General features: G+C 72.8%; 13 protein-coding genes and 1 pseudogene. 6 read left to right on the forward strand and 8 right to left on the reverse strand.

The genetic code is table 11. The annotated features are described in order from the left end of the window. The first annotated feature begins 11 nt into the window (after positions 1-11). From ligA to ABZ873_RS13405, 5 genes and pseudogenes are all read left to right on the forward strand, one after another. Positions 12-2165, forward strand: a complete 2154-nt coding sequence (gene ligA / locus ABZ873_RS13385) for an NAD-dependent DNA ligase LigA (RefSeq protein WP_360869803.1) — start codon at positions 12-14, stop codon at positions 2163-2165. Between the two features lie 211 nt (positions 2166-2376). Continuing rightward, positions 2377-5730 (forward strand): CHAT domain-containing protein, encoded by a 3354-nt coding sequence (locus ABZ873_RS13390; protein WP_360869806.1) that lies wholly within the window; start codon positions 2377-2379, stop codon positions 5728-5730. Then, the gene (locus ABZ873_RS13395; RefSeq protein ID WP_360869809.1) at positions 5727-6245 is read left to right on the forward strand and encodes a hypothetical protein; all 519 of its coding nucleotides are present in this window, start codon (positions 5727-5729) and stop codon (positions 6243-6245) included. The genes ABZ873_RS13390 and ABZ873_RS13395 overlap by 4 nt, the downstream gene beginning before the upstream one ends. Positions 6246-6248: 3 nt before the next feature. Then, the gene (locus tag ABZ873_RS13400) at positions 6249-7238 is read left to right on the forward strand and encodes a hypothetical protein (protein ID WP_360869812.1); all 990 of its coding nucleotides are present in this window, start codon (positions 6249-6251) and stop codon (positions 7236-7238) included. A gap of 49 nt (positions 7239-7287) precedes the next feature. Next, positions 7288-7347: pseudogene (locus ABZ873_RS13405) on the forward strand (hypothetical protein); the annotation flags it as partial. A gap of 86 nt (positions 7348-7433) precedes the next feature. Here ABZ873_RS13405 and ABZ873_RS13410 read toward each other — a convergent pair. The 3 genes from ABZ873_RS13410 to ABZ873_RS13420 form a co-directional block, all read right to left on the reverse strand. Further along, on the reverse strand, positions 7434-7853 hold the full coding sequence (locus tag ABZ873_RS13410; protein ID WP_360869814.1) for an SRPBCC family protein: 420 nt from the start codon (positions 7851-7853) through the stop codon (positions 7434-7436). Positions 7854-7864: 11 nt separating this feature from the next. Beyond that, positions 7865-8329, reverse strand: coding sequence for a MarR family transcriptional regulator (locus tag ABZ873_RS13415; RefSeq protein ID WP_360869817.1), 465 nt, complete (start codon positions 8327-8329; stop codon positions 7865-7867). Between the two features lie 258 nt (positions 8330-8587). After that, the gene (locus ABZ873_RS13420; protein WP_360869820.1) at positions 8588-9130 is read right to left on the reverse strand and encodes a GNAT family N-acetyltransferase; all 543 of its coding nucleotides are present in this window, start codon (positions 9128-9130) and stop codon (positions 8588-8590) included. 99 nt (positions 9131-9229) lie between these two features. On the opposite strand from ABZ873_RS13420, the gene ABZ873_RS13425 reads away from it, so the two are divergent. Beyond that, positions 9230-10420, forward strand: coding sequence for a hypothetical protein (locus ABZ873_RS13425; protein WP_360869823.1), 1191 nt, complete (start codon positions 9230-9232; stop codon positions 10418-10420). Positions 10421-10451: 31 nt separating this feature from the next. On the opposite strand, the gene tkt is transcribed toward ABZ873_RS13425, so the two are convergent. The 5 genes from tkt to ABZ873_RS13450 all read right to left on the reverse strand — a co-directional run bounded on the left by tkt (position 10452) and on the right by ABZ873_RS13450 (position 18549). Next, the gene (tkt, locus tag ABZ873_RS13430) at positions 10452-12662 is read right to left on the reverse strand and encodes a transketolase (RefSeq protein WP_360869825.1); all 2211 of its coding nucleotides are present in this window, start codon (positions 12660-12662) and stop codon (positions 10452-10454) included. 14 nt (positions 12663-12676) lie between these two features. Further along, a complete protein-coding gene (tal, locus tag ABZ873_RS13435) occupies positions 12677-14350 on the reverse strand; it encodes a transaldolase (RefSeq protein ID WP_360869828.1) in 1674 nt (557 codons plus the stop codon). 188 nt (positions 14351-14538) lie between these two features. Continuing rightward, positions 14539-15816, reverse strand: coding sequence for a peptide ligase PGM1-related protein (locus ABZ873_RS13440; RefSeq protein ID WP_360869831.1), 1278 nt, complete (start codon positions 15814-15816; stop codon positions 14539-14541). 320 nt (positions 15817-16136) lie between these two features. Continuing rightward, complete coding sequence (locus ABZ873_RS13445) at positions 16137-16592, reverse strand: hypothetical protein (RefSeq protein WP_360869834.1); 456 nt, start codon at positions 16590-16592, stop codon at positions 16137-16139. A gap of 103 nt (positions 16593-16695) precedes the next feature. Then, positions 16696-18549, reverse strand: coding sequence for an alpha/beta hydrolase (locus tag ABZ873_RS13450; RefSeq protein ID WP_360869837.1), 1854 nt, complete (start codon positions 18547-18549; stop codon positions 16696-16698). Between the last annotated feature and the right edge of the window lie 6 nt (positions 18550-18555).

Genomic DNA, 18555 nt, shown 5'->3' on the forward strand with positions numbered 1-18555 from the left:
AGATCTTCGACATGACGATTCTCGCCGCCGATGAGGCGTACTCCGCCCTGCCCGCTTCCGCCCCCACCACCGCCGCGGAGCCCGCCGCCCCCGTCCTCTCCGTCGGCTCCGAGCGTGCCGCGTACGAGGCCGTACTGGACCAGCTGCGCGCGGCCTCGCGGGCGTACTACGGCGGCGGTGACAGCGAGCTGGACGACGTCTCCTACGACCGGCTGCGGCTGGCGGCCCTGGCCTGGGAGGAGGCGCACCCGGCCGAGGTGGCCGCCGGCTCCCCCACCGCCCTGGTCGCCGACGGCGCGGCCCCGACCGGGGACATCGCGCACACCTCCCCGCTGCTGAGCCTGGACAACGTCTTCGACGCCGACGGGCTGGTGGCCTGGGGTGCCTCCCTGGAGCGCCGGCTGGGGCACGCCCCGCAGGGCGGGTACACCGTGGAGCCGAAGATCGACGGGGCGGCCGTGGCCGCGCGCTACCGGCAGGGCCGCCTGGTGCAGATCGTCACGCGCGGCGACGGCAGCCACGGTGAGGACGTACGTCATGTCATCGGGCAGATCGACGGGCTGCCGGAGGCGCTGGAGCGGCCGGTGACCGTCGAGGTGCGAGGTGAAGTCGCCTTCACCCAGGAGCAGTTCGAGACGGCGAACACCGTCCGGGCGGCCCACGGCGCGCCGGTCTTCGCCAATCCCCGCAACGGCGCGGCGGGCACGCTGCGGGCGAAGGACCGGCCGTACCGGCTGCGGATGACGTTCTGGGCGTACGGCGCGGTGGACCTGGACGGCGAATCGTTCCTGCCTGCGGACACCTCGCACGCCGAGGTGCTGGCCGCCGTGGCGGAGCTGGGCATAGGCACCACCGCGGGCACGGTCGCCGGGTGCGCTGTGGCGGCGGACCTGGCCGGGGTGCAGGAGCACGTCGACCGGATCGCGGCACTGCGGGCGGGGCTGGATGTCGGCATCGACGGCGTGGTGGTCAAGCTGGACGCGGCGGCGGAGCGTGCGGCGGCCGGGTGCGGGAGCCGGTTCCCGTACTGGGCGGTCGCGGTGAAGCTCGCGGCGGTGGAGCGGCAGACGGTGCTGCGGGAGGTGCTGTGGGAGGTCGGCCGGACCGGGGTGCTGGCGCCGACCGCGGTGCTGGAGCCGGTGGAGATCGACGGCTCGGTGATCACGCGGGCCACGCTGCACAACCCCGCCGACATCCGCCGCCGCGACCTCCACCTGGGCGACACGGTGACGGTGTACAAGGCCGGGGACATCATTCCGCGCGTACGGGCGGCAGTGACGGGTCTGCGCCCGGCGGGCGCGGTCGAGGTGCCGCTGCCGCAGGCGTGCCCGCGCTGCGGCGGGGACATCGACACCACGCAGGAGCGCTGGCGCTGCGGGCGCGGCACGGCGTGCGGGCTGCCGGCGCTGATCCAGTACGCGGCCGGGCGGGAGATGCTGGACATCGACGGTCTGGGCCCGAAGTACGTGGCGGCCCTGGTCACCTCGGGCGCCGTCGGCGATGTCGCGGACCTCTTCACCCTGGGGGTCGAGGAGCTGTCGGTGGCCGCGGGCAGCGCACGCCGGGGTGTGCGGCTGGCCGAGCAGATCGACGCGGCGCGGGGGCGTCCGCTGAGCCGGGTGTTCTGCGCGCTGGGAGTACTGGGGACGGGGCGGAGCATGTCGCGGCGCATCGCCCGGCATTTCGGCACGATGGAGGCGATCCGGGCGGCCGACGCGGTGGCGATGCAGGAGGTGGAGGGCATCGGGCCGGAGAAGGCGCCGGTCATCGTCGCGCAGGTGGCGGCGCTCGGGCCGGTCATCGAGAAGCTGATCGCGGCGGGCGTGAACATGAGCGAGCCGGGGTGGGTGGGCGGCACGGCCGCCGAGCCGCAGGGGGACGGCGAGAACGCCGCCGTTCCGGGGGTTCTGGAGGGCAAGGTCGTGGTGGTCACCGGGAAGATGTCCGGGCCGTTGGAGGGCCTGAGCCGTACGGAGATGAACGCGCTGATCGAGAAGGCGGGAGGCCGGGCGGGCAGCAGCGTGAATTCCAAGACCTCCCTGCTGGTGAGCGCCCCGGCGGCGGGCGGCAAGCCCAGCACGAAGGCGGCCAAGGCGGCGGAGCTGGGCGTGGAGGTTCTCACGCCGGAAGCCTTTGCGGAGCTGGTGACGGGGTACCTGGACTGACCGCCTCGGGGGTGTACGGCTGGGCCACCGGCCGTACGACGGATGCGCACGCTCCCGGCCGCGCGGGGAACGGCTGGGGGGCCCGCGCCCGATGCCCGGCGTCCGCCACCGCGCCGGGTGAACTCGGCTCGCGGCAAGCGCCCTTGCCCCGCCCGCCCGGCTAAGCTCCTGCGCACACGGTCCGTTCACGATCGCGCACTGGGAGTGGGGATTGCAGCTCGGGGGACGAGGCGTCTGGGGGACCCGGGCGGGCGCGATCCAGCCGCCGTACATCAGCGACCACCTGTGCCGGCTGCTGCATCTCGTGGTCGGCGCGCTCCCGCCACTGCTCTGGTCCCTCGATCCGACCGCTTCGGGAACCCTGGGCGCGGTACTGGCCCTGCTGCTCTTCGGCCGGGTGCTCCTCCACGACCTGCGCCTACGCGTGTTCGTACGGCTGTTGCAGGGACGGGAGCGACTGAAACGAGCGCTGACCCTCCTGGTGGCGGGCGGGGTGCTGGCGCTCTGGCCCGACGCCTGGCTCGGGCGGCTCGGCCCGCCGGAAGGCGCGGTCTCCTGGAACTCGGCGGGCTGGGCGCTGCTCCTCCTTGTCGTGACGGTGCTCGGCTGTTTGCAGGAGTGGCGCGCGTGGCCGGATGTCAGGGGTGTCCCCTCGCGCGGGCTCCAACCCTTCCTCGCACTGCGCCAGTTACTCGGACGCGGCTGGGGTCCCGCGCTCCTGGCGGTCACCCACTCCACCGCACCCGGCCTGCTCCTACCGGCCGTCACCGCCACAGCCGCTGAACTGGCCTTTTCCGCGCGCGCCGCCCGTACCGGGGACTGGCAGCTCCGGGTCCTGAACGCCTTGCGCCTCCCCCTCCAGCCCGCGTTCCGCGTCCCGTGGATGCAGGGGAGCATCCTCGGCGCGTGGGCCTACGATGCGGTGATCCGTCGCCCGGCCCGACCGGACCTGACAGCCTGGGAGTTGACGCTCCGCCATGACGAAGTCCTGGCGGGCTCCCCCGGTTACGACTTCGTCGTCAGCAGCTGGCGGGCGAGCGCCACCACGCCCACGGCGGACGCCGAGCCCTGGGTGAGCACGGCCGAGGCGTACGCCGACTCCCTCAAGGGCCTCTTCCAGTACCAGGCCGGTACGGAGATCCCGGAGCACGAGCGCCGGCAGCTGTTCACCACCTGGCAGATCGTGGCCGCCATGACAGCCATGGCACGGGCCGAAGTCAGCCTGACTACGGGCCTCTTGGACAATGCCGTGCGCAACCGGCGCTACGCGGCCGAGCTGTTCACCGCCGCCGGTCTCCCGTTGAACGCGGCAGCCGCCCACTGCCTCACCGCCGACGCCCTCGCCTTCGAGCTGAACCGCCCGGAGGAGGCGTTGGCCGCGCTGGACGAGATGGGCAAGCGCTCCACGCTGCCGTCCGCCCTACGCTGCCTCGCCGAAGCCGTGGAGTGCGCCGCCGGTCGCGGCGGCCGCCTCACGCCGTCGGCCCTTCCGCTACGCGATGCCCACGCCCTGTTCGAGGAGCTGCCCACCCGGCTCCCCTTCCTCTCCGTCCACCACCGCGCGCTGGCCTTCGTACGGCACGTGGAGCAGCGTGTTGCCCAGACCGCGGAACGGCGGGACGGCCGACAACCCGGGGTGGTGCTGCCCGGGCAGCACCGGAGCTTCGCCGATATGTACCCGCCGGTGGTCGGCCAGGGCCTTCGGCAGGTCATGGCCGAGGCGCAGCGGTCGTACGCCCACGGATCCTTCGACGCCGCCCGGCTGGCGGCCATGGACGTACTGGAGGTCGCCCGTTCGGCGGACGACCTGGCGCAGCAGACCGCTGCCCACCGGCTGCTGGCCGCAAACGCGGGCCGCGCCCGCAACTGGCGTGAGCAGTACGACCACCTGATCGCGCTCGTCGCCTCGATCGAGACCGCGCGCGACCGGGTCGCGGACGCCGACCTGCGCATCGATCTCGACCTGGCCGGGCCGTGCGCCGAGCTGGTCGCCCTCGTCGTCGACGGACGCGTGCCCGAGGTGCCGTTGGCGACGGCGGTGGAGCTGGCGGAGCGCGGCCGGTCCCGGCTGATGCTGGAGACGCTGGGCGGCAGCCATGACGTCGAACTGCCTTCTGCACTAAGTGAGTTGCAGCAGAAGGAAAAGGCGCTGCTGCAGAGCGTCCGCAGCAGTGACCGGATCGGCTCCCGAGGTCCGTACGGATTCGCGGTCCTGAACCCCTACTGGGGGCAGGTGGAGCGCGCGAAGCTGGAAGAGATCTGGCGCGCGATGGAGGCCACCGGAGCGGTCGGCGCCACGTACGTGAGCGGGCGACGCGGCGCTCCGGCGCAGTACGCGGAACTGCGGGCGATGCTGCAACCGGGTGAGGTCCTGGTCGAGTTCGTACGCATCGGGGCCCGCACCATCGTCCTGTTGGTGCGGGCGGAGCGGGCCGAGCCGGTGGTCCTGGATCTGCCGCTGGAGGCGGACGCGCTGACGCCGACGAGGCCGGACGTCGGTCGGCCGGAACCGGCGTGGGCCACCGGCCTGGCGGCGCTGGCGCGGGCCGTCGCCGAGCACACGAGCCCCGGCGAAGTCCTCTGGCTGGTGCCGGACGGCCCACTGCACGATCTGCCGCTGCACGCCGTCACCGTGGCGGGCGCTCCATGGGGCGAACGCAATCCGATGAGCTGTACGCCGAGTGCGTCGCTCATGCGGTACAGGCTCGGCACCCCGGCCCCCGAGCGCGCCGCGACCCGTACGGCGCTGGTCCTGGCCGACTCCCGGGGCGACCTGACCCACGCGAGGGCCGAGGCCCGTGCGATCCGCGCGGTCCTTCCCTCCGCCGAGGTCCATACGGGGCCGTCGGCCACCCTGGAGACCTTGCGGGAGCGGGTCTCGCGCGACCGCTTCGACGTGGTACACCTGGCCTGTCACTGCCGCCTCGACCGCGAACGGCCCTCCCGCTCGGGCATTCTCCTGGCCGACGGGGAGCTCACGGCCGAGGACCTGGTCACCGTACGACTCGACGTCCGCCTGGTGGTGCTCAGCGGCTGCGACACCGGCGTGCAGGAGCAGCGCGCGGGGAACGAACTCATGGGTCTGACACGGCAGTTCCTGCACGCGGGCGCACGGTCGGTCCTGGTGACCCGGTGGCAGGTGGACGACGTCTCCACCGCCCTGCTGATGGAGGACTTCTACCGGCGGCTGAGGGACGGGAGCGCGGTGGGGGCCGCGCTGTCCGCCGCCCGGCACCGGCTGCGGACGGTGAGTCTGGGGCAGGCCCTGGAACACTGCGAGCGGGAGCGGGAGCGGGAGCGGCTGGGCGCCGGCGACCGGGACTCCGTACGCTCCCTGAGCCACGACATCGCACGCCTCCGGCTGCGCGCGGGCGACGGCGGCGGCGCCCTCGCCGAGATCGACGCCCTGCTCGCGGGGACGCCCGACGGCTCCCCGGACCGGCGCCGGCTCCTGGTGCTGCGCAACCGGGCGCGGTACGCCTCCGCCCGCCCCGATCACGACCGGCCCGCCTTCGACCACCCGTACTACTGGGCTCCGTTCACACTCGTAGGAGACTGGCGATGACCCTCGCCCAACTGGCGCTCAATCAACTGCCCTTGGCCCCCGTCAGTACCCGGCCCGATGAGGCAACGGACGGGTACGTGGTGGCGCTGGATGCCGCCGGTGTCCCTGCCGGACTGGGGGTCGCTGGTGGCGCGGACCTGGCGCCGGTCGTGCTCGTCCCCGCCCACCTCACCCTGCACGAACTCCTCACGGGCGAAGGGGTCACCCTGCTCGCGCTGAACCCTTTCGGCGCCGTCGTAATCGGGCCGTCCGGCATCCTGGGCGTTCTGGAACATCCGACGATCGCACGCCACTCCGCGGAGGCGGACGACGTACCTCTGGGCCGGACCCGGTCGGATCTCGCGCACCCCGAGGACGGGGTCCTGGTGGGTGCGGTCGGCGTGCCCGTCGCCAGACTCCTTTGCCGGTGCGGCCAGTTGAACCAGATCACCCTGTACGACCCGGACTACCCGCCGACGTGTACGGGTGATGGCGCCGACACCGGCGCCCATCCGCTCGAACCGCGGGAGCGGTGAGCGGTGTTCAGCACCACGCTGGGCGAACTGGCACTTGTGGCGGGCCGGCGGTCGGTCCGCGGCGTGCTGCTGCCGAGTTTTGTGTTCTGCTGCCTGGCCGGGCTGGTCCTCGTGGCCGGCCGGGGCTCCGTGCACGAGGCGTTGCGGGCATGGCGCGGCGGCTCGTGGGAGTTCAAGGTGCTCGTGGTGGCGGGGTTCGTCCTCGCGCTGGTGTGCGTGGCGACGGCGCTCGGCAGCGCCCAGACCTCCCTGCTCCGGCTGGCCGCCGGCCGGTGGGGCCCACTGGGGAACCGTACGCTCGGCCGGCTCGGCCGCGGCCACCACCGGCGCCTGCTCGCGCGGTCGGACGACGCCGCCACGCACGACGGCTACCCTCCGCGTACCCGCCCGCACGAGGTCATGCCGACCCGGCTGGGCAACGTACTGAAGGCCGCCGAGCTCTATCCCCGGCTCCGCTACGGCATCGATGCCGTCCTGGTGTGGCCGCGCCTGTACCCGGTCCTGCCGGAGCCCTTCCTGCTCGTGCTCGGCGGCGCCCGGACGGGCCTGACGGCGCTCCTCGGATCGGCCTTCCTGTCCGCCGTCCTCGCGATCGGCGGGGCCGCGTACCTGTGGGCGGTGCACGCGTCGGCGGCGCCCTTCCTGCTGTGCCTGTGGGGCGGCGGGCTGGTCGCCTGGCTCTGCTACCGGGGTGCGCTGCTGAGGGCTCTGATCTACGGGCAGCACCTGCGGGTCGCGTTCGACCTGTACCGGGGGCTACTACTGGCCGCAGTGGACCGCCCCGTCGCGGACGGCGAGGAGGAACGCACCCACTGGGAACGCCTCTGCCTGTTCTGGCACCGCGGCATCCTCCCCCACCACGCCACGGCCCCGGACCCTGCCCCGACCCCGGCCGTGTCCACCCCACCGGTCTTCGCCCCGTCGGCTTCCGCTCTCACCGCGGCCTTGCTCGCGGCGGCGGGCGTCGTGGGGGCGCTGACGGGGGGCGGCTGAGGGGGGCCGGGGGCGGCCTGGGCGCTGCCCTCCCTCTCCCACACACAAGGTGCGTCGCACCATCGCGGGCCATCCGCGGCTTCCGGTCGAGGAGTTGGTGCGGCTGCTGGTCGATCCGGCGGAGTCGGTCGCGGCCGCCGCGGCAGCGAACCCCGACTTGCCCCTCAGTGAATGGGGCGCGGCGGGCTCGGCCGCTCAGGCCGCTGATTCGAGGATGCGCTTGAGCGTGGCGAGTTCGGTGTCGACCAGGGCGATCTGGTCGTCGAAGAAGGCGTCGGTGAAGGCCGGGGGCTGGAAGAAGGTGATCATGAACTCGGTGCCGGTGCCGTTGGCCACCACGCGGGCCGGGACCTCCCAGGACGCCTGGTCCTCGACGTAGTCGTGGTCGAGGGTGCCGAGTACGGCGTTGCTGCGGATGCGGAGCCGGGCCGTACCGCGCGGGGTGGTCATCAGCCACCAGTCCGGCTCGTCGGTGGGCTCGATCGCCTTGACGTTGACGATCGCCCAGGCGGGCCAGTTGGCGGCGTCGTCGAGGAAGGCGAAGACGTCGGCGACGGGGCGATCGATGGTGACGGTCTTGGTGACCGAGCGGGCGGGGGTGGGGGCGGTGCTCATGGTGGCGCCTTTCAGGAGGTCGGCGGTGGGGTGGACTGCGGGTGGGTCTCGCCGACGAGGCGGCGGATCCACTCCTCCAGCTGGTGGCGCTGAGCCGGGTCGAGACCGCCGAAGAAGTGGGCGTCGTTGCGGTCGGCGATCGCGGCCAGGCGGGGGGTCAGGTCGCGTCCGGCGTCGGTCAGCGCCAGCCGCAGGGTGCGGCGGGAGGCGGGGTCCGGCTCGCGGGTCATCAGCCCCTTGGCAGCCAGGCGGTCGACCAGGCGGGAGACGGCCCCGGCATCGATGTCGATGTACCGGGCCACCTCGCGGGTGGTGGTGGCGTCGCCTCGGTGGACGGTGATCAGGACCGCCCACTGGGAAACGGTCACGTCGTGCTGGGCGAGCTCGCGCTCGAACCGGCTGTGGACCTCGTCGGAGAGTCGGCGGAGCCAGTAGCCGAGATGATCGCGCAGGCCGCTGCTGCTGGAAGCTGTCACCTGTCCAGGTTGCGTGCCGCGACAAATGTTGTCAAGACAACGATGACCGTCTGGGACACCCGCCGGTGTCGGCCAGCCGAGATCACTCCCGGAACGGAGCCCCGCCGGCAACGAAGGTCCACGGTCTGTTCCCGTCGCGTATGCGCTCGGCATCCGCCTGGAAGAGGACCATCACGCCCTGCTCGGACAGCACTCCGGGCGTCGATGCGGGTCCGCACGGAGTGCACCGTAGCCGTGGTCGTCCTCGTCGGAGGCCGATCAGGAAGTTGTCGGCGGCAGGTTCTTCCTGAGGACGACGCTGTCGTAATTGGTGACGTCCCAGCGCCACGTGCCGATCGGCTCGTAGCCTCGTCGGCGGTACCAGTCGACGAGGTCGGTTGCCTGCGAGGAGGTGTCGATGACGACCTGGGTCGAGCCGAGGGCTGCAATGCGGGACTCCGCCAAGGCCAGCAGTCGTTGTCCGAGGCCGGTGCCTCTTTGCGACGGCTCGACGGCCAGTTGCCAGAACGAGCCACCGCCCGCCGGCGCCGGGTATCCGGCCGGAGTGGTGTGTGGAGCTGACACGGTGACGGTGCCGACCAGTACGTCTCCGTGCATCGCGACCCAGCACTCCCCCTTGCTCAGGCGGTGCTCCGTGTCCTGCGGAGATTGGTAGGAGGCGAAGAAGACCCGTCCGGCTGCGGCGTGGTCGGCGTAGGCGCGGTGGAGCAGGCGCGTGAGCTGCTCCACCGAATCGCCGTTGTGGAAACGCCTGACCTGCGCGGTCGCAGACGGACTCGCTTCCGTCGAGTTGATGTTCATGCTGGCAGTCAAGCGCACCTTGTTCTGGGCAACATGCGGTGCGGGCAGCATCTCGACAGGGCGGCGGCCGTTGTCAGTGGCGGCTGGCAGGCTGAGGGGGTGACAGAGAGTGAGACGGCGCGTACGACGCGGATGGTGAGCGGGCTACCGGCAGCGGCACGGGAGGTGTTGTGGGGGACGGACTGGGAGTCGCTTCTTCATGCCTACGGTCCCGCCGGGGACATACCCGTCTCGCTCTGCGGCCTCGTGGACGAGGAGCCCGAGGTGCGGGCCGAGGCGTTGGCCGCGTTGGACATGGCCGTGCTGCACCAGGGCTCGGTGTACAGCGTCACCGCGCCCGCCGCGCTGTGCGTCGCCGCGATACTCGACCACCCGATGGGACTCTCCGAGCATGACGGGTACTTCCCCTGGGACGACGGGCCGCCCCGCAGTCTGCGGGCCGCGCTGCTCGCGTGGCTGGGCCAGGTGGCCGAGTCGGCCGCGTACGGGGAGGATCCGGTGCGGGATCGCCACGACTGGCAGTGGGAGCCCTGGCACGAGGGGGAGCATGGCGAGGCCACCGCGGACGAGATTGCCGCGCTCCGCGCGTGCCGGGACGTACGCCCCGCCCTCTACGAGGCCGCCGAGCCGTATCTTTCCTCTCCCGATCCCCACGTTCGGGAGGCCGCGGTCGGCGTCGTGGTGTCGCTGCTCCGCGCCCCGGGGCTCGCCGGCCGGGTGCCGCAGGCCGCCGCCATACTGCGGGCCCAGCTCGGCGGGGCGGGAACGCGGCGCGAGCGAGCGGGCGTGGCGCGGGCGCTCAGCCTGTGGGGAACCGACACCTCCGACCTGCTCGCCGATGCCGACCCCGCCGTGCGGGTCTGTGCAGCGCTCGGTCCCGCCCCCGTCGACCGGCCGCGCGCGCTCTCCGTGCTCCTCGACGCGCTGCGCGACCCGCGTACGACGGACGGCTGGTTCCCCGAGCCGCTGGCCGGGCTCGACGGGTGGTTCCGGTTCACCGTGCTGCGTTCCGCGCTCGCCCTGGCCTCGTCGTTCGAGGAGGTGGCGCCGGTGGCCATGGCCATCGTGGCCACCGGCGGGTCGCTCGTCGACTTCGAGCGCGGGCCGATCCTGCACCGGGCCTTCCCCGGTGGCTACGACCCGGCCCGCCCGCTGGCCCCCGCGCAGCGCGACCTGCTGCGGGTCTTCGTGGACGCCGACGAGTCGACGGGCGCCATCGGCGGCAACGCCCTGTGGTTCCGCGCGGCCGGGCTGCCGGAGAACCGGGAGGGCATCGCCGCACTGCTGTGACGCTGCCCGCCCCCGGCGGCCGCGGTCGGGTTCAGGGGCGGTCGCCTGTGCCACCGCTCGTGGGAGCGGAGGTCGGCTGATGGCCGCCGGGGCGGGGTGGCTGCCGGGTGTCGTTGATGCTGTCGCGGGCCGCCGCGGCGACGGCGCTCGGCGTGATGCCGAACTCGTCGTACAGGCGCTGGTAGTCCGCGGAGGCGCCGTAATGCTCCAGGCTGACGATCCGGCCGGCGTCACCGACCACATCGCGCCAGCCCTGTCCGACGGCCGCCTCGACGCTGACCCGGGCCCGTACCGAGGGTGGCAGGACCCGGTCCTGGTAGTCCTGCGGCTGGGCGGCGAACCACTCGCGGCACGGCATCGACACCACCCGCACCGCGAGCCCGTCGGCCGCCAGCAGGGCGCGGGCTTCGAGGGCGATGTGCACCTCGGAGCCGGTCGCGACCAGGATGACATCCGGCGTCGCGCCCCCGTCGGCCAGGACGTAGCCGCCCCTGCCCGCTTCCCGTGCCGGGGCGTACTCCCCGCTGTCGCGGTCGAGGACGGGCAGGTTCTGACGGCTCAGGACCAGTCCGGCCGGGCGGTCGTCGTGTTCGAGGATGGCGCGCCAGCACGCGGCGGTCTCGTTGGCGTCGGCCGGGCGTACCACGTCCAGGCCGGGGATGGCCCGCAGCGCGGCCAGGTGTTCGACGGGCTGGTGGGTGGGGCCGTCCTCGCCCAGGCCGATGGAGTCGTGGGTCCATACGTAGGTGGCCGGGAGCCGCATCAGCGCGGCCAGGCGTACCGCGGGGCGCATGTAGTCGGAGAAGGTGAGGAAGGTGCCGCCGTATGGGCGGGTGAGGCTCTGGAGGGCGATGCCGTTGAGGATCGCGCCCATGGCGTGCTCGCGGATGCCGAAGTGCAGGGTGCGCCCGTAGGGGCCGCCCTTCCACTCCTTGGTCTGGCGGTCGGCCGGTACGAAGGACGGCTCCCCGTCCATGGTGGTGTTGTTGCTCCCGGCGAGGTCGGCCGAGCCGCCCCACAGCTCCGGCAGGACGGGCGCCAGCGCGCTGAGCACCTTGCCCGAGGCGGCGCGGGTGGCCATTCCCTTGGCGTCGGCGGGGAAGGAGGGCAGCGCGTCCGCCCAGCCCTCGGGCAGCCGCTGGTCCCGCAGGCGGTCGAGGAGCGCGGCGCGCTCCGGGTTCGCGCCGCGCCAGGCCGTGAACGCCTCGTCCCAGGCGGCGCGTTCCTCGCGCCCGCGGTCGCGTGCCGCACGGGTCCTGGCGAGGACGTCGTCCTCGACGGTGAAGTGGGCGGAGGGGTCGAAGCCCAGCAGCTCCTTGGTGGCGGCGACCTCCTCCTCGCCCAGGGCGGAGCCGTGTGCCTTGCCGGTGTTCTGCTTGGTGGGCGCGGGCCAGCCGATGAGGGTGCGCAGCATGATGAGGGAGGGGCGGCCGGTCTCCTCCCGGGCGGCGCGGACGGCGGCCAGGAGGGCGTCGACGTCCTCGACGTACTCGCCGGTGGCCGTCCAGTCGACGGTCTGCACGTGCCAGCCGTAGGCGGCGTAGCGGGCCGGGACGTCCTCGCTGAAGGCGACGTCGGTGTCGTCCTCGATGGAGATGTGGTTGGAGTCGTAGACCACGGTCAGATTGCCGAGTTCCTGGTGGCCCGCCAGGGAGGCGGCCTCGGAGGTGACGCCTTCCATCATGTCGCCGTCGGAGGCGATCACGTAGACCTGGTGGTCGAAGGGGCTGGTGCCCGGTTCGGCGTCGGGATCGAGCAGGCCGCGTTCGCGGCGGGCGGCCATCGCCATCCCGACCGCGCTGGCCAGGCCCTGCCCGAGGGGGCCGGTGGTGATCTCCACTCCGGGGGTGTGCCGGTGCTCGGGGTGCCCGGGGGTGGCCGAGTCCCACGTCCGGTACGCCTCCAGGTCCGCGAGCTCCAGGCCGTAGCCGGCCAAGTAGAGCTGGATGTAGAGGGTGAGGCTGGAGTGCCCGCAGGAGAGGACGAAGCGGTCCCGTCCCAGCCAGGTGTCGTCGGCCGGGTCGTGCCGCATGACGTGCTGGAACAGCAGGTACGCGAGCGGGGCCAGGCTCATCGCCGTTCCGGGGTGGCCGTTGCCGACCTTCTGCACGGCGTCGGCCGCCAGGAGCCGCGCGGTGTCGACCGCGCGTACGTCCACCTCGTCCCATCCCGTGCGGTCCGCCACCGGCCTCGTCACGGACCGCTCGCGTCGTGCGTCCTGAGGGGGCTGTTCGTTCGTCATGTGCTGCTTCCTTCTCAGGCCGAGGTCGGAGTCTGCGGACGGCTCGCGCGCAGTACGCGGGTGACCGCTGCGAGGCGCAACTCCTCCAGGGTGGTGCTCTGCCGGCCGGCGCGCTCCGTGAGGGCGTCCAGATGGTCGGCGGAGAGGCGCCCGTCGGTGTCGGCCAGGGTGCGCAGGGCGCGCCAGCAGGCCGTCTTTCCCTGGACGCCCAGGAGCATCGATTCCGTCTCCAGGACGTCGCTGAGCGGGGAGCGGGAGAAGAGGTGCCCGTTGGGCTTGAGGCGGCCCGCCTTCTCCGCGAGCCAGCCCATGGCGACCTTGGACTGGCGGATGTCGATCCCGAGGTCGCTCATGATCCGGGCCAGTGCGTCGCGGTCCTCTTCGATCTCGCGGGCCAGCCCCGACAGGGCCTCGCCGGCTTCCGTGCCCTGCTGCGCCTGCGCGGCCCGCCGGAAGAGCTCCAGGCCGCCGGTGGCGCCGGAGTAGTGGTCGTTGAGGTAGATCGCCAGCAGGTCGGCGTCCTCGGAGCCGCCGTCCCCGGTCGCGCCGGGTGCGGCGGAGGCGGTGGTTTCGGAGCGCATCTCGCGCTCCACCGTTTCGCCGAGTTCCTTCCAGCTGGCCTCGAACTTGGCCAGGCCCTCGCGTTCCAGGGTGTCGGTGACGTCCTCGAAGTCGATCCCGGCGCGTTCCAGTGCGTCGAGGTGGGCGGCGGCCGCCGCGTGCAGGTCCGTCTCCGGGGAGCCGGCCGGAAGGGTGCCGTGGTCGGCGAACGCGGCCAGGGTGGCCCCCGGCATGGTGTTCACGGTGCCGGCGACGACGAGCTCGCTCACGTACATCGTGTCGGGGTAGGACGGGTCCTTGACGCCGGTGGAGGCCCACAGCGGGCGCTGTACGCGGGCTCCGGCGGCGGCCAGGCGCTGCCATCGGGGCGCCGCGACGGTCTCCTCGTACGCGTGGTGGGCGAGCCGGGCGTTGGCGAGGGCGGCCTTGCCCTTGAGCGCGCGGGCCTCGGGGGTGCCGAGGGCGTCGAGGCGGCGGTCGGCCTCGGTGTCGACGCGGGAGACGAAGAACGAGGCGACCGAGTGGATGCCCGACAGGTCGTGCCCCGCGGCCAGGGCCTGTTCCAGGCCGCTCTGGTGGGCGTCCATGACCTCGCGGTAGCGCTCCAGGGAGAAGATCAGCGTGACGTTGACGCTGATGCCCTCGGCGAGGGCGGCGGTGATCGCCCGCAGTCCCCTGCGGGTGGCCGGGATCTTGATGAGCAGGTTCGGGCGGTCGACCGCCTCCCACAGCCTGCGGGCGAGGACGGTGGTGGCGTCGGCGTCCTGTGCCAGGCGGGGGTCGACCTCGATGGAGACCCTGCCGTCGACGCCGTCGGTGCGGTCGTACACCGGGCGGAGGACGTCGCAGGCGTCCCGTACGTCGTCGGTGGTGAGGGCGAAGACGGCATCGTCGACGCCCGCGCCCGCGTTGCCGAGACGCCGGAGCTGGTCGTCGTAGCGGTCCCCCTTGGACACGGCGGAGGCGAAGATCGTCGGGTTCGTGGTCACCCCCACCACGTGCTTGTCCGCGATCAGCCGCTGGAGCTCCCCTCCGGCCAACAGCTCGCGGGACAGGTCGTCCAGCCAGACGGACACTCCGGCGGCGGACAGTGCGGCGAGCGGATCGGACGCGGCGGAAACAGACATGAAGAACCTCCGGAAACGGTACGGTGCCGCCGCGCGCGCCGGATGGCGCTCCTCGCCTCGACGGGCGACCTGCCGGCGGCACCCGGCACAGGGCTTCTCTGCGCGTGTGCCCCTCCGGTCCCGCGCCAAGCACACCGCGCGGCGCGGCACGCCCGTGAGCGCTCCCGCCCGGCCCGGCGCCGCCGTGCTCACACGAGGCCGAAAGCCTCTGCCAGGCCGCCTTCCCACTCCCCCAGCCCGTCCGCGTGGGCGGCGATGACCGCGTAGCGCCATGCGCGGCCGTCCGGTGGGACGTCCGCGTACAGGACCACGCCCTCGCCGCGCGCCGGGTCGAACGCGAGCCGGTGGGCACGCAGCCGCTCCAGGGCTTCCGCCAGGCCGAAGGCGGTCCCGGTGTGTCCCTTCGCCACCGTCCACGCCGGGTGCGCCGTGCCGGACGGGGCCGTGAGCCGGGTGACCATGGCGTGGGGTGTGGTGGTGGCGGTCCTGCGGACATTGCTCTCGCTGGCGTACGGCACCCCGTCGGTGTCGACGAGCGCGTCGAGCCCGAACGGGCCGAGGAAGCCGTGGGCGGCCAGGTGGCGGCCCAGTCGCAGACCCCATTCCTCCAGCTCTTCGGCCACATGCGCGCAGGACATCGGCAGGGGGGACACGTATCCCGTGAAGGAGCCTTCCTCCGTCCGCATCAGCCCGCTGAACAGGGCCCGCGTCCCCGAGGCCGTGTTCTCCATCTGGATGCTCACCGATTCGGCCACGGCCACGCGCTGCTCCACCACCCACGTCCCCTGCGGGCCGCCGACCGTCGCCAGCGCCAGGTCCGCCCCGGCCATGTCCTTCCGCGAGAGGAAGCGCATCCCGTGGCCGCCTGCGGAGCGATCGGGCTTGACCACGACCTCCTCGTACCGCGCGAGCAGGTCGCGTACGACTCCGTCGACCTCGGACCGGCCGCACACCTGTCCCCCGGGCAGCCGCATGCCCAGGAGTTCCGCCGCCCGGCGGAACCCGGCCTTCGTGTTCAGCAGCATCGTCACGGGCAGGGCGGCGGCGGCCTCGTCGACCGTCGCGTAGGGGTGGACGGTCAGTCCGAGCTCGCGGGCGAAACCGACGGCGGACGCGTCGGCGGCGGTCGGCAGCAGGGCCCCGCCGGACCTGCGTGCGTGAGCCGCGACCCGCTCCATCAGCCCGGCCGTACGAACCGCCTGAGCCAGCGGGACCGCCCCGGCCGGCGGTACCTCGACGACCGCCGTCCGCTCGCGCGGTACCCCGGTCAGGTCGGTCACGTACCGCCGGAACTCCTCGCTCAGCGAGCCGGGCATGACCAGGGCGTCGCCGTCCCGCAGCAGCCATGCCTCGCGCGGGGCCTGCTGGGCCCACTGCGCCAGTACCTGGCCCTCCGCCAGGTCGACCGCCAGGTCCGAGAGGAAGTTCGCGAACACCACCTGGGGTCCCGCATCCGGCTCGTTCACTACCGTTCCTCTCCTGCCGCCGCTTCGCCCGACGGGCTCTCCGGCCGGCCCCTCGCCACCTCCATAGTGCGTCCGCCCGGTGCCGGGGACGGCCTCCATCAGACGGCCGTGCACCGGGGCGTGGTCCTGACGGACGGGGCGCAGGCGGTGCCGCGGCTGCTGGAGCTGCTGGCGGCCCACCGCGTGTGGGAACGCCTCCCCGCCCCGGCCTGACCGGGCTGCGGCCGTGGCCGGGGCCGGGGCCTTGGCTGTGGTCCGGCCACGGCCGCAGCCGCGGAGCGCCTTCGCGAACCCGAAGTCGCCGTCGGGCCGCGCTGGACTCAGTACTCGCCGTCCAGGGCGGCGGCCGATTCCGCGCGGTAGCAGTGGGAGATCACCTTGAACAGGAGCATCGGGCCGCCGGTGGCGGACTGCTTGCGGCCGGTGACGACCATGGCGAAGCCCTGGCTGTCGTTCTCGGCGTAGATCTCCGGGCTCTGGGCCGTGCTGTCGGCCTTGCCGTCCTTGGTGATCTTCCAGCCCTGCGCCGCCAGCTGCGTGCGCAGACCCGCCAGGCCCGTGTCGACCTGCTCGTCGGTGATCCCGTACACGGACCACGGGTGGGAGAGCGAGAACAGGTCGTCGCCGTACTCGCGGCAGCGGGTGACGGTGGGGCCGGGCTCGGTGACCTTGCCCTGGACGCCGGTCATCACCAGGAGGCTGGAGGAGACCTCCTTGGTCTTGGTGCGGGCCGGCTCGGGGTCCATCCGGACCGGCGTGTAGCTGAGTTCCTTCACGTTCGAACACCCCACGGACAGCACGGACAGGGACGCTAGGGCGGCGGCCAGGGCGAGGGCCCTGACGGCGGCGCGGGCTCGGTGTCGGGCCGAGCGGGACGGATCAGCCACGCTGGACGTCGTCGTACTTGCCGGCGACCACGCTCGCCTGGTTGCGGATGCTCAAGGAGTGGTCTCTCCAGTAGTCGGTGTGGCTGTTCGAGTCGTTTGCCATGATATTCGCTCCGAAATCCTCGTCGGAGGGCACGTTCTGGCCCCAGACGCTGCCGAACGGGAGCATTTCCTTCCACCACTTGTTGCCGCCGCCGAGACCCGCGACCTTGCCGCCCGCGGGTACCTGGTCGTCGAGGGTGCCCGCGGCCTGGGACCATACGTGGCCTTCGCCGGCGTCGAGCTCCCGGGCATGGCCGACGATCATGCCGGGGCTGCCGACGGCGATCATGTCGTCCGCGCGCAGGTCGCCCGCGTTGGACGCGGCGCCCAGGACGGTGGAACCGTAGCTGTGGCCGATGATCGTGGTGTGGCTCTTGTCGTCGCCGCCCTGGAGGTTTTCGAGCCCGGCCATGAACCGGTTCAGGTCGGGGGCGGCGTCCTCGGCGTAGTGCTTCTTCATCGCCTCCGGGACGATGCTCTGCGGGGCCTCGTAGCCGATCCAGGTGACGGTGGAGACCGACTGGCCCTCGGACTGGGCCGTGGTCTCCTTCCACAGCTCGCTCATGTGGTGGATGTAGTCCTCGGACTTGGCGATGCTGGTGTAGGTGCCGGGGACGAAGACCGCGGTGTGCGCGGCGGTGTCGGGATTGCCGTTGGCGACGATGGCCCGGCCGCCGTCCTTGGTGTCGAAGCCGAGCAGGAACGCCTCGGGGAGCCCTTCCTTGCCGGTGGCGTCGAAGCGGGACTGGATGGCGTTCATGCCCTTGAGGTTCTTCTCCAGGTCCGCCTTCTCGTCGCTGTACTTCCGGTCCCACTCCGACCAGGCGGGGTTGAGCGTGACGGCCGGGTAGTCGCGTCCGGAGGGTACGTACTTCTGCGGCTGCGGAGGGATGCCGTCCAGCCGGATCTGGAACTCGGCCCTGCGCTCGGCCAGCACGGTCCGGTTGGCCTCGTCGCGGGTGACGGAGGGCAGCCCGTCCAGGGCGCCGACCTGTGCGGCGTTCAGCGAGAGGTACGCGTCCTGCTCGTCGGCGCTCAGGCCCTTCCACCACTCGGCGTTGGCCTTGGGGTCGCCGCCCGCGGGCGGGGGCGTGATGTGGCTGAGGTAGTCCTTGGCGGCGCCGCGCACCTCGCCCGTGTCGGCCTGCACGTCGGCCCAGTCCCGGTCGGTGACGACGAGGTCGTCGTCGGCCTTGAGCTTGCGGAGCCTGGGGGCCCACTGGGTGTCGGCCTCGGTGGCCTCGGCGACGGCCTGGGCGATGCGGTCGGCTATGTCCACCGCCTTGCCGAAGTGAGGGTTCGGGTGGATGTTCGCGGCCTGCCGCCGCAGAGCGGAGGAGAGGTCGCCGGCGTCCTTGGCGGGGTCGATGACGTTGCCGGACGGCTTGCCCTTGGCGCTGCCGGAGACGGTGCCGCCGTCGGGGAGTTTGCCGTCCTTCTCCTCACCGGCGGGCGGGTACGTCACCGAACCGTCGGGCCCCACCGTGAACTTGGCGGCCTCCGCGTCCGCGAGAGCGGCGTCCAGCTTGGACTTGGCGGTGGTCAGCGCGGCCGCGAGGGCGTTCAGCGAGGTCGCGGCGAGCCCGCACTCGACCTGCGTGTAGTGGAAGTTCTGCGCCAGCAGGTGGAGTTGGCCGATGGCGGCCTCCACGGCCTTGCCGCTCAGCCCGGCCCTCAGCCGCGTGGTGATCTGCGTCTCGGCGCTGGCGTAGGCGTGGTCGGCCATGCTGCTGACCGACCGGTAGCCGTCCGCCGCCTCGGTGAACTCCGAGGGCTTGAGCGCTTTCAGTACCGCGTAGTCCATCCCCGC

Source organism: Streptomyces sp. NPDC047014 (assembly GCF_040644195.1).
In the GTDB taxonomy this organism is placed as follows: domain Bacteria; phylum Actinomycetota; class Actinomycetes; order Streptomycetales; family Streptomycetaceae; genus Streptomyces.

Coding starts and splice junctions, on each gene's coding strand:
- ABZ873_RS13395 (WP_360869809.1), top strand. CDS start 5,727: ATGACCCTCGCCCAACTGGCGCTCAATCAACTGCCCTTGGCCCCCGTC.
- ABZ873_RS13420 (WP_360869820.1), bottom strand. CDS start 9,130: ATGAACATCAACTCGACGGAAGCGAGTCCGTCTGCGACCGCGCAGGTC.
- tkt (WP_360869825.1), bottom strand. CDS start 12,662: ATGACGAACGAACAGCCCCCTCAGGACGCACGACGCGAGCGGTCCGTG.
- tal (WP_360869828.1), bottom strand. CDS start 14,350: ATGTCTGTTTCCGCCGCGTCCGATCCGCTCGCCGCACTGTCCGCCGCC.
- ABZ873_RS13450 (WP_360869837.1), bottom strand. CDS start 18,549: ATGGACTACGCGGTACTGAAAGCGCTCAAGCCCTCGGAGTTCACCGAG.
- ABZ873_RS13410 (WP_360869814.1), bottom strand. CDS start 7,853: ATGAGCACCGCCCCCACCCCCGCCCGCTCGGTCACCAAGACCGTCACC.
- ligA (WP_360869803.1), top strand. CDS start 12: ATGACGATTCTCGCCGCCGATGAGGCGTACTCCGCCCTGCCCGCTTCC.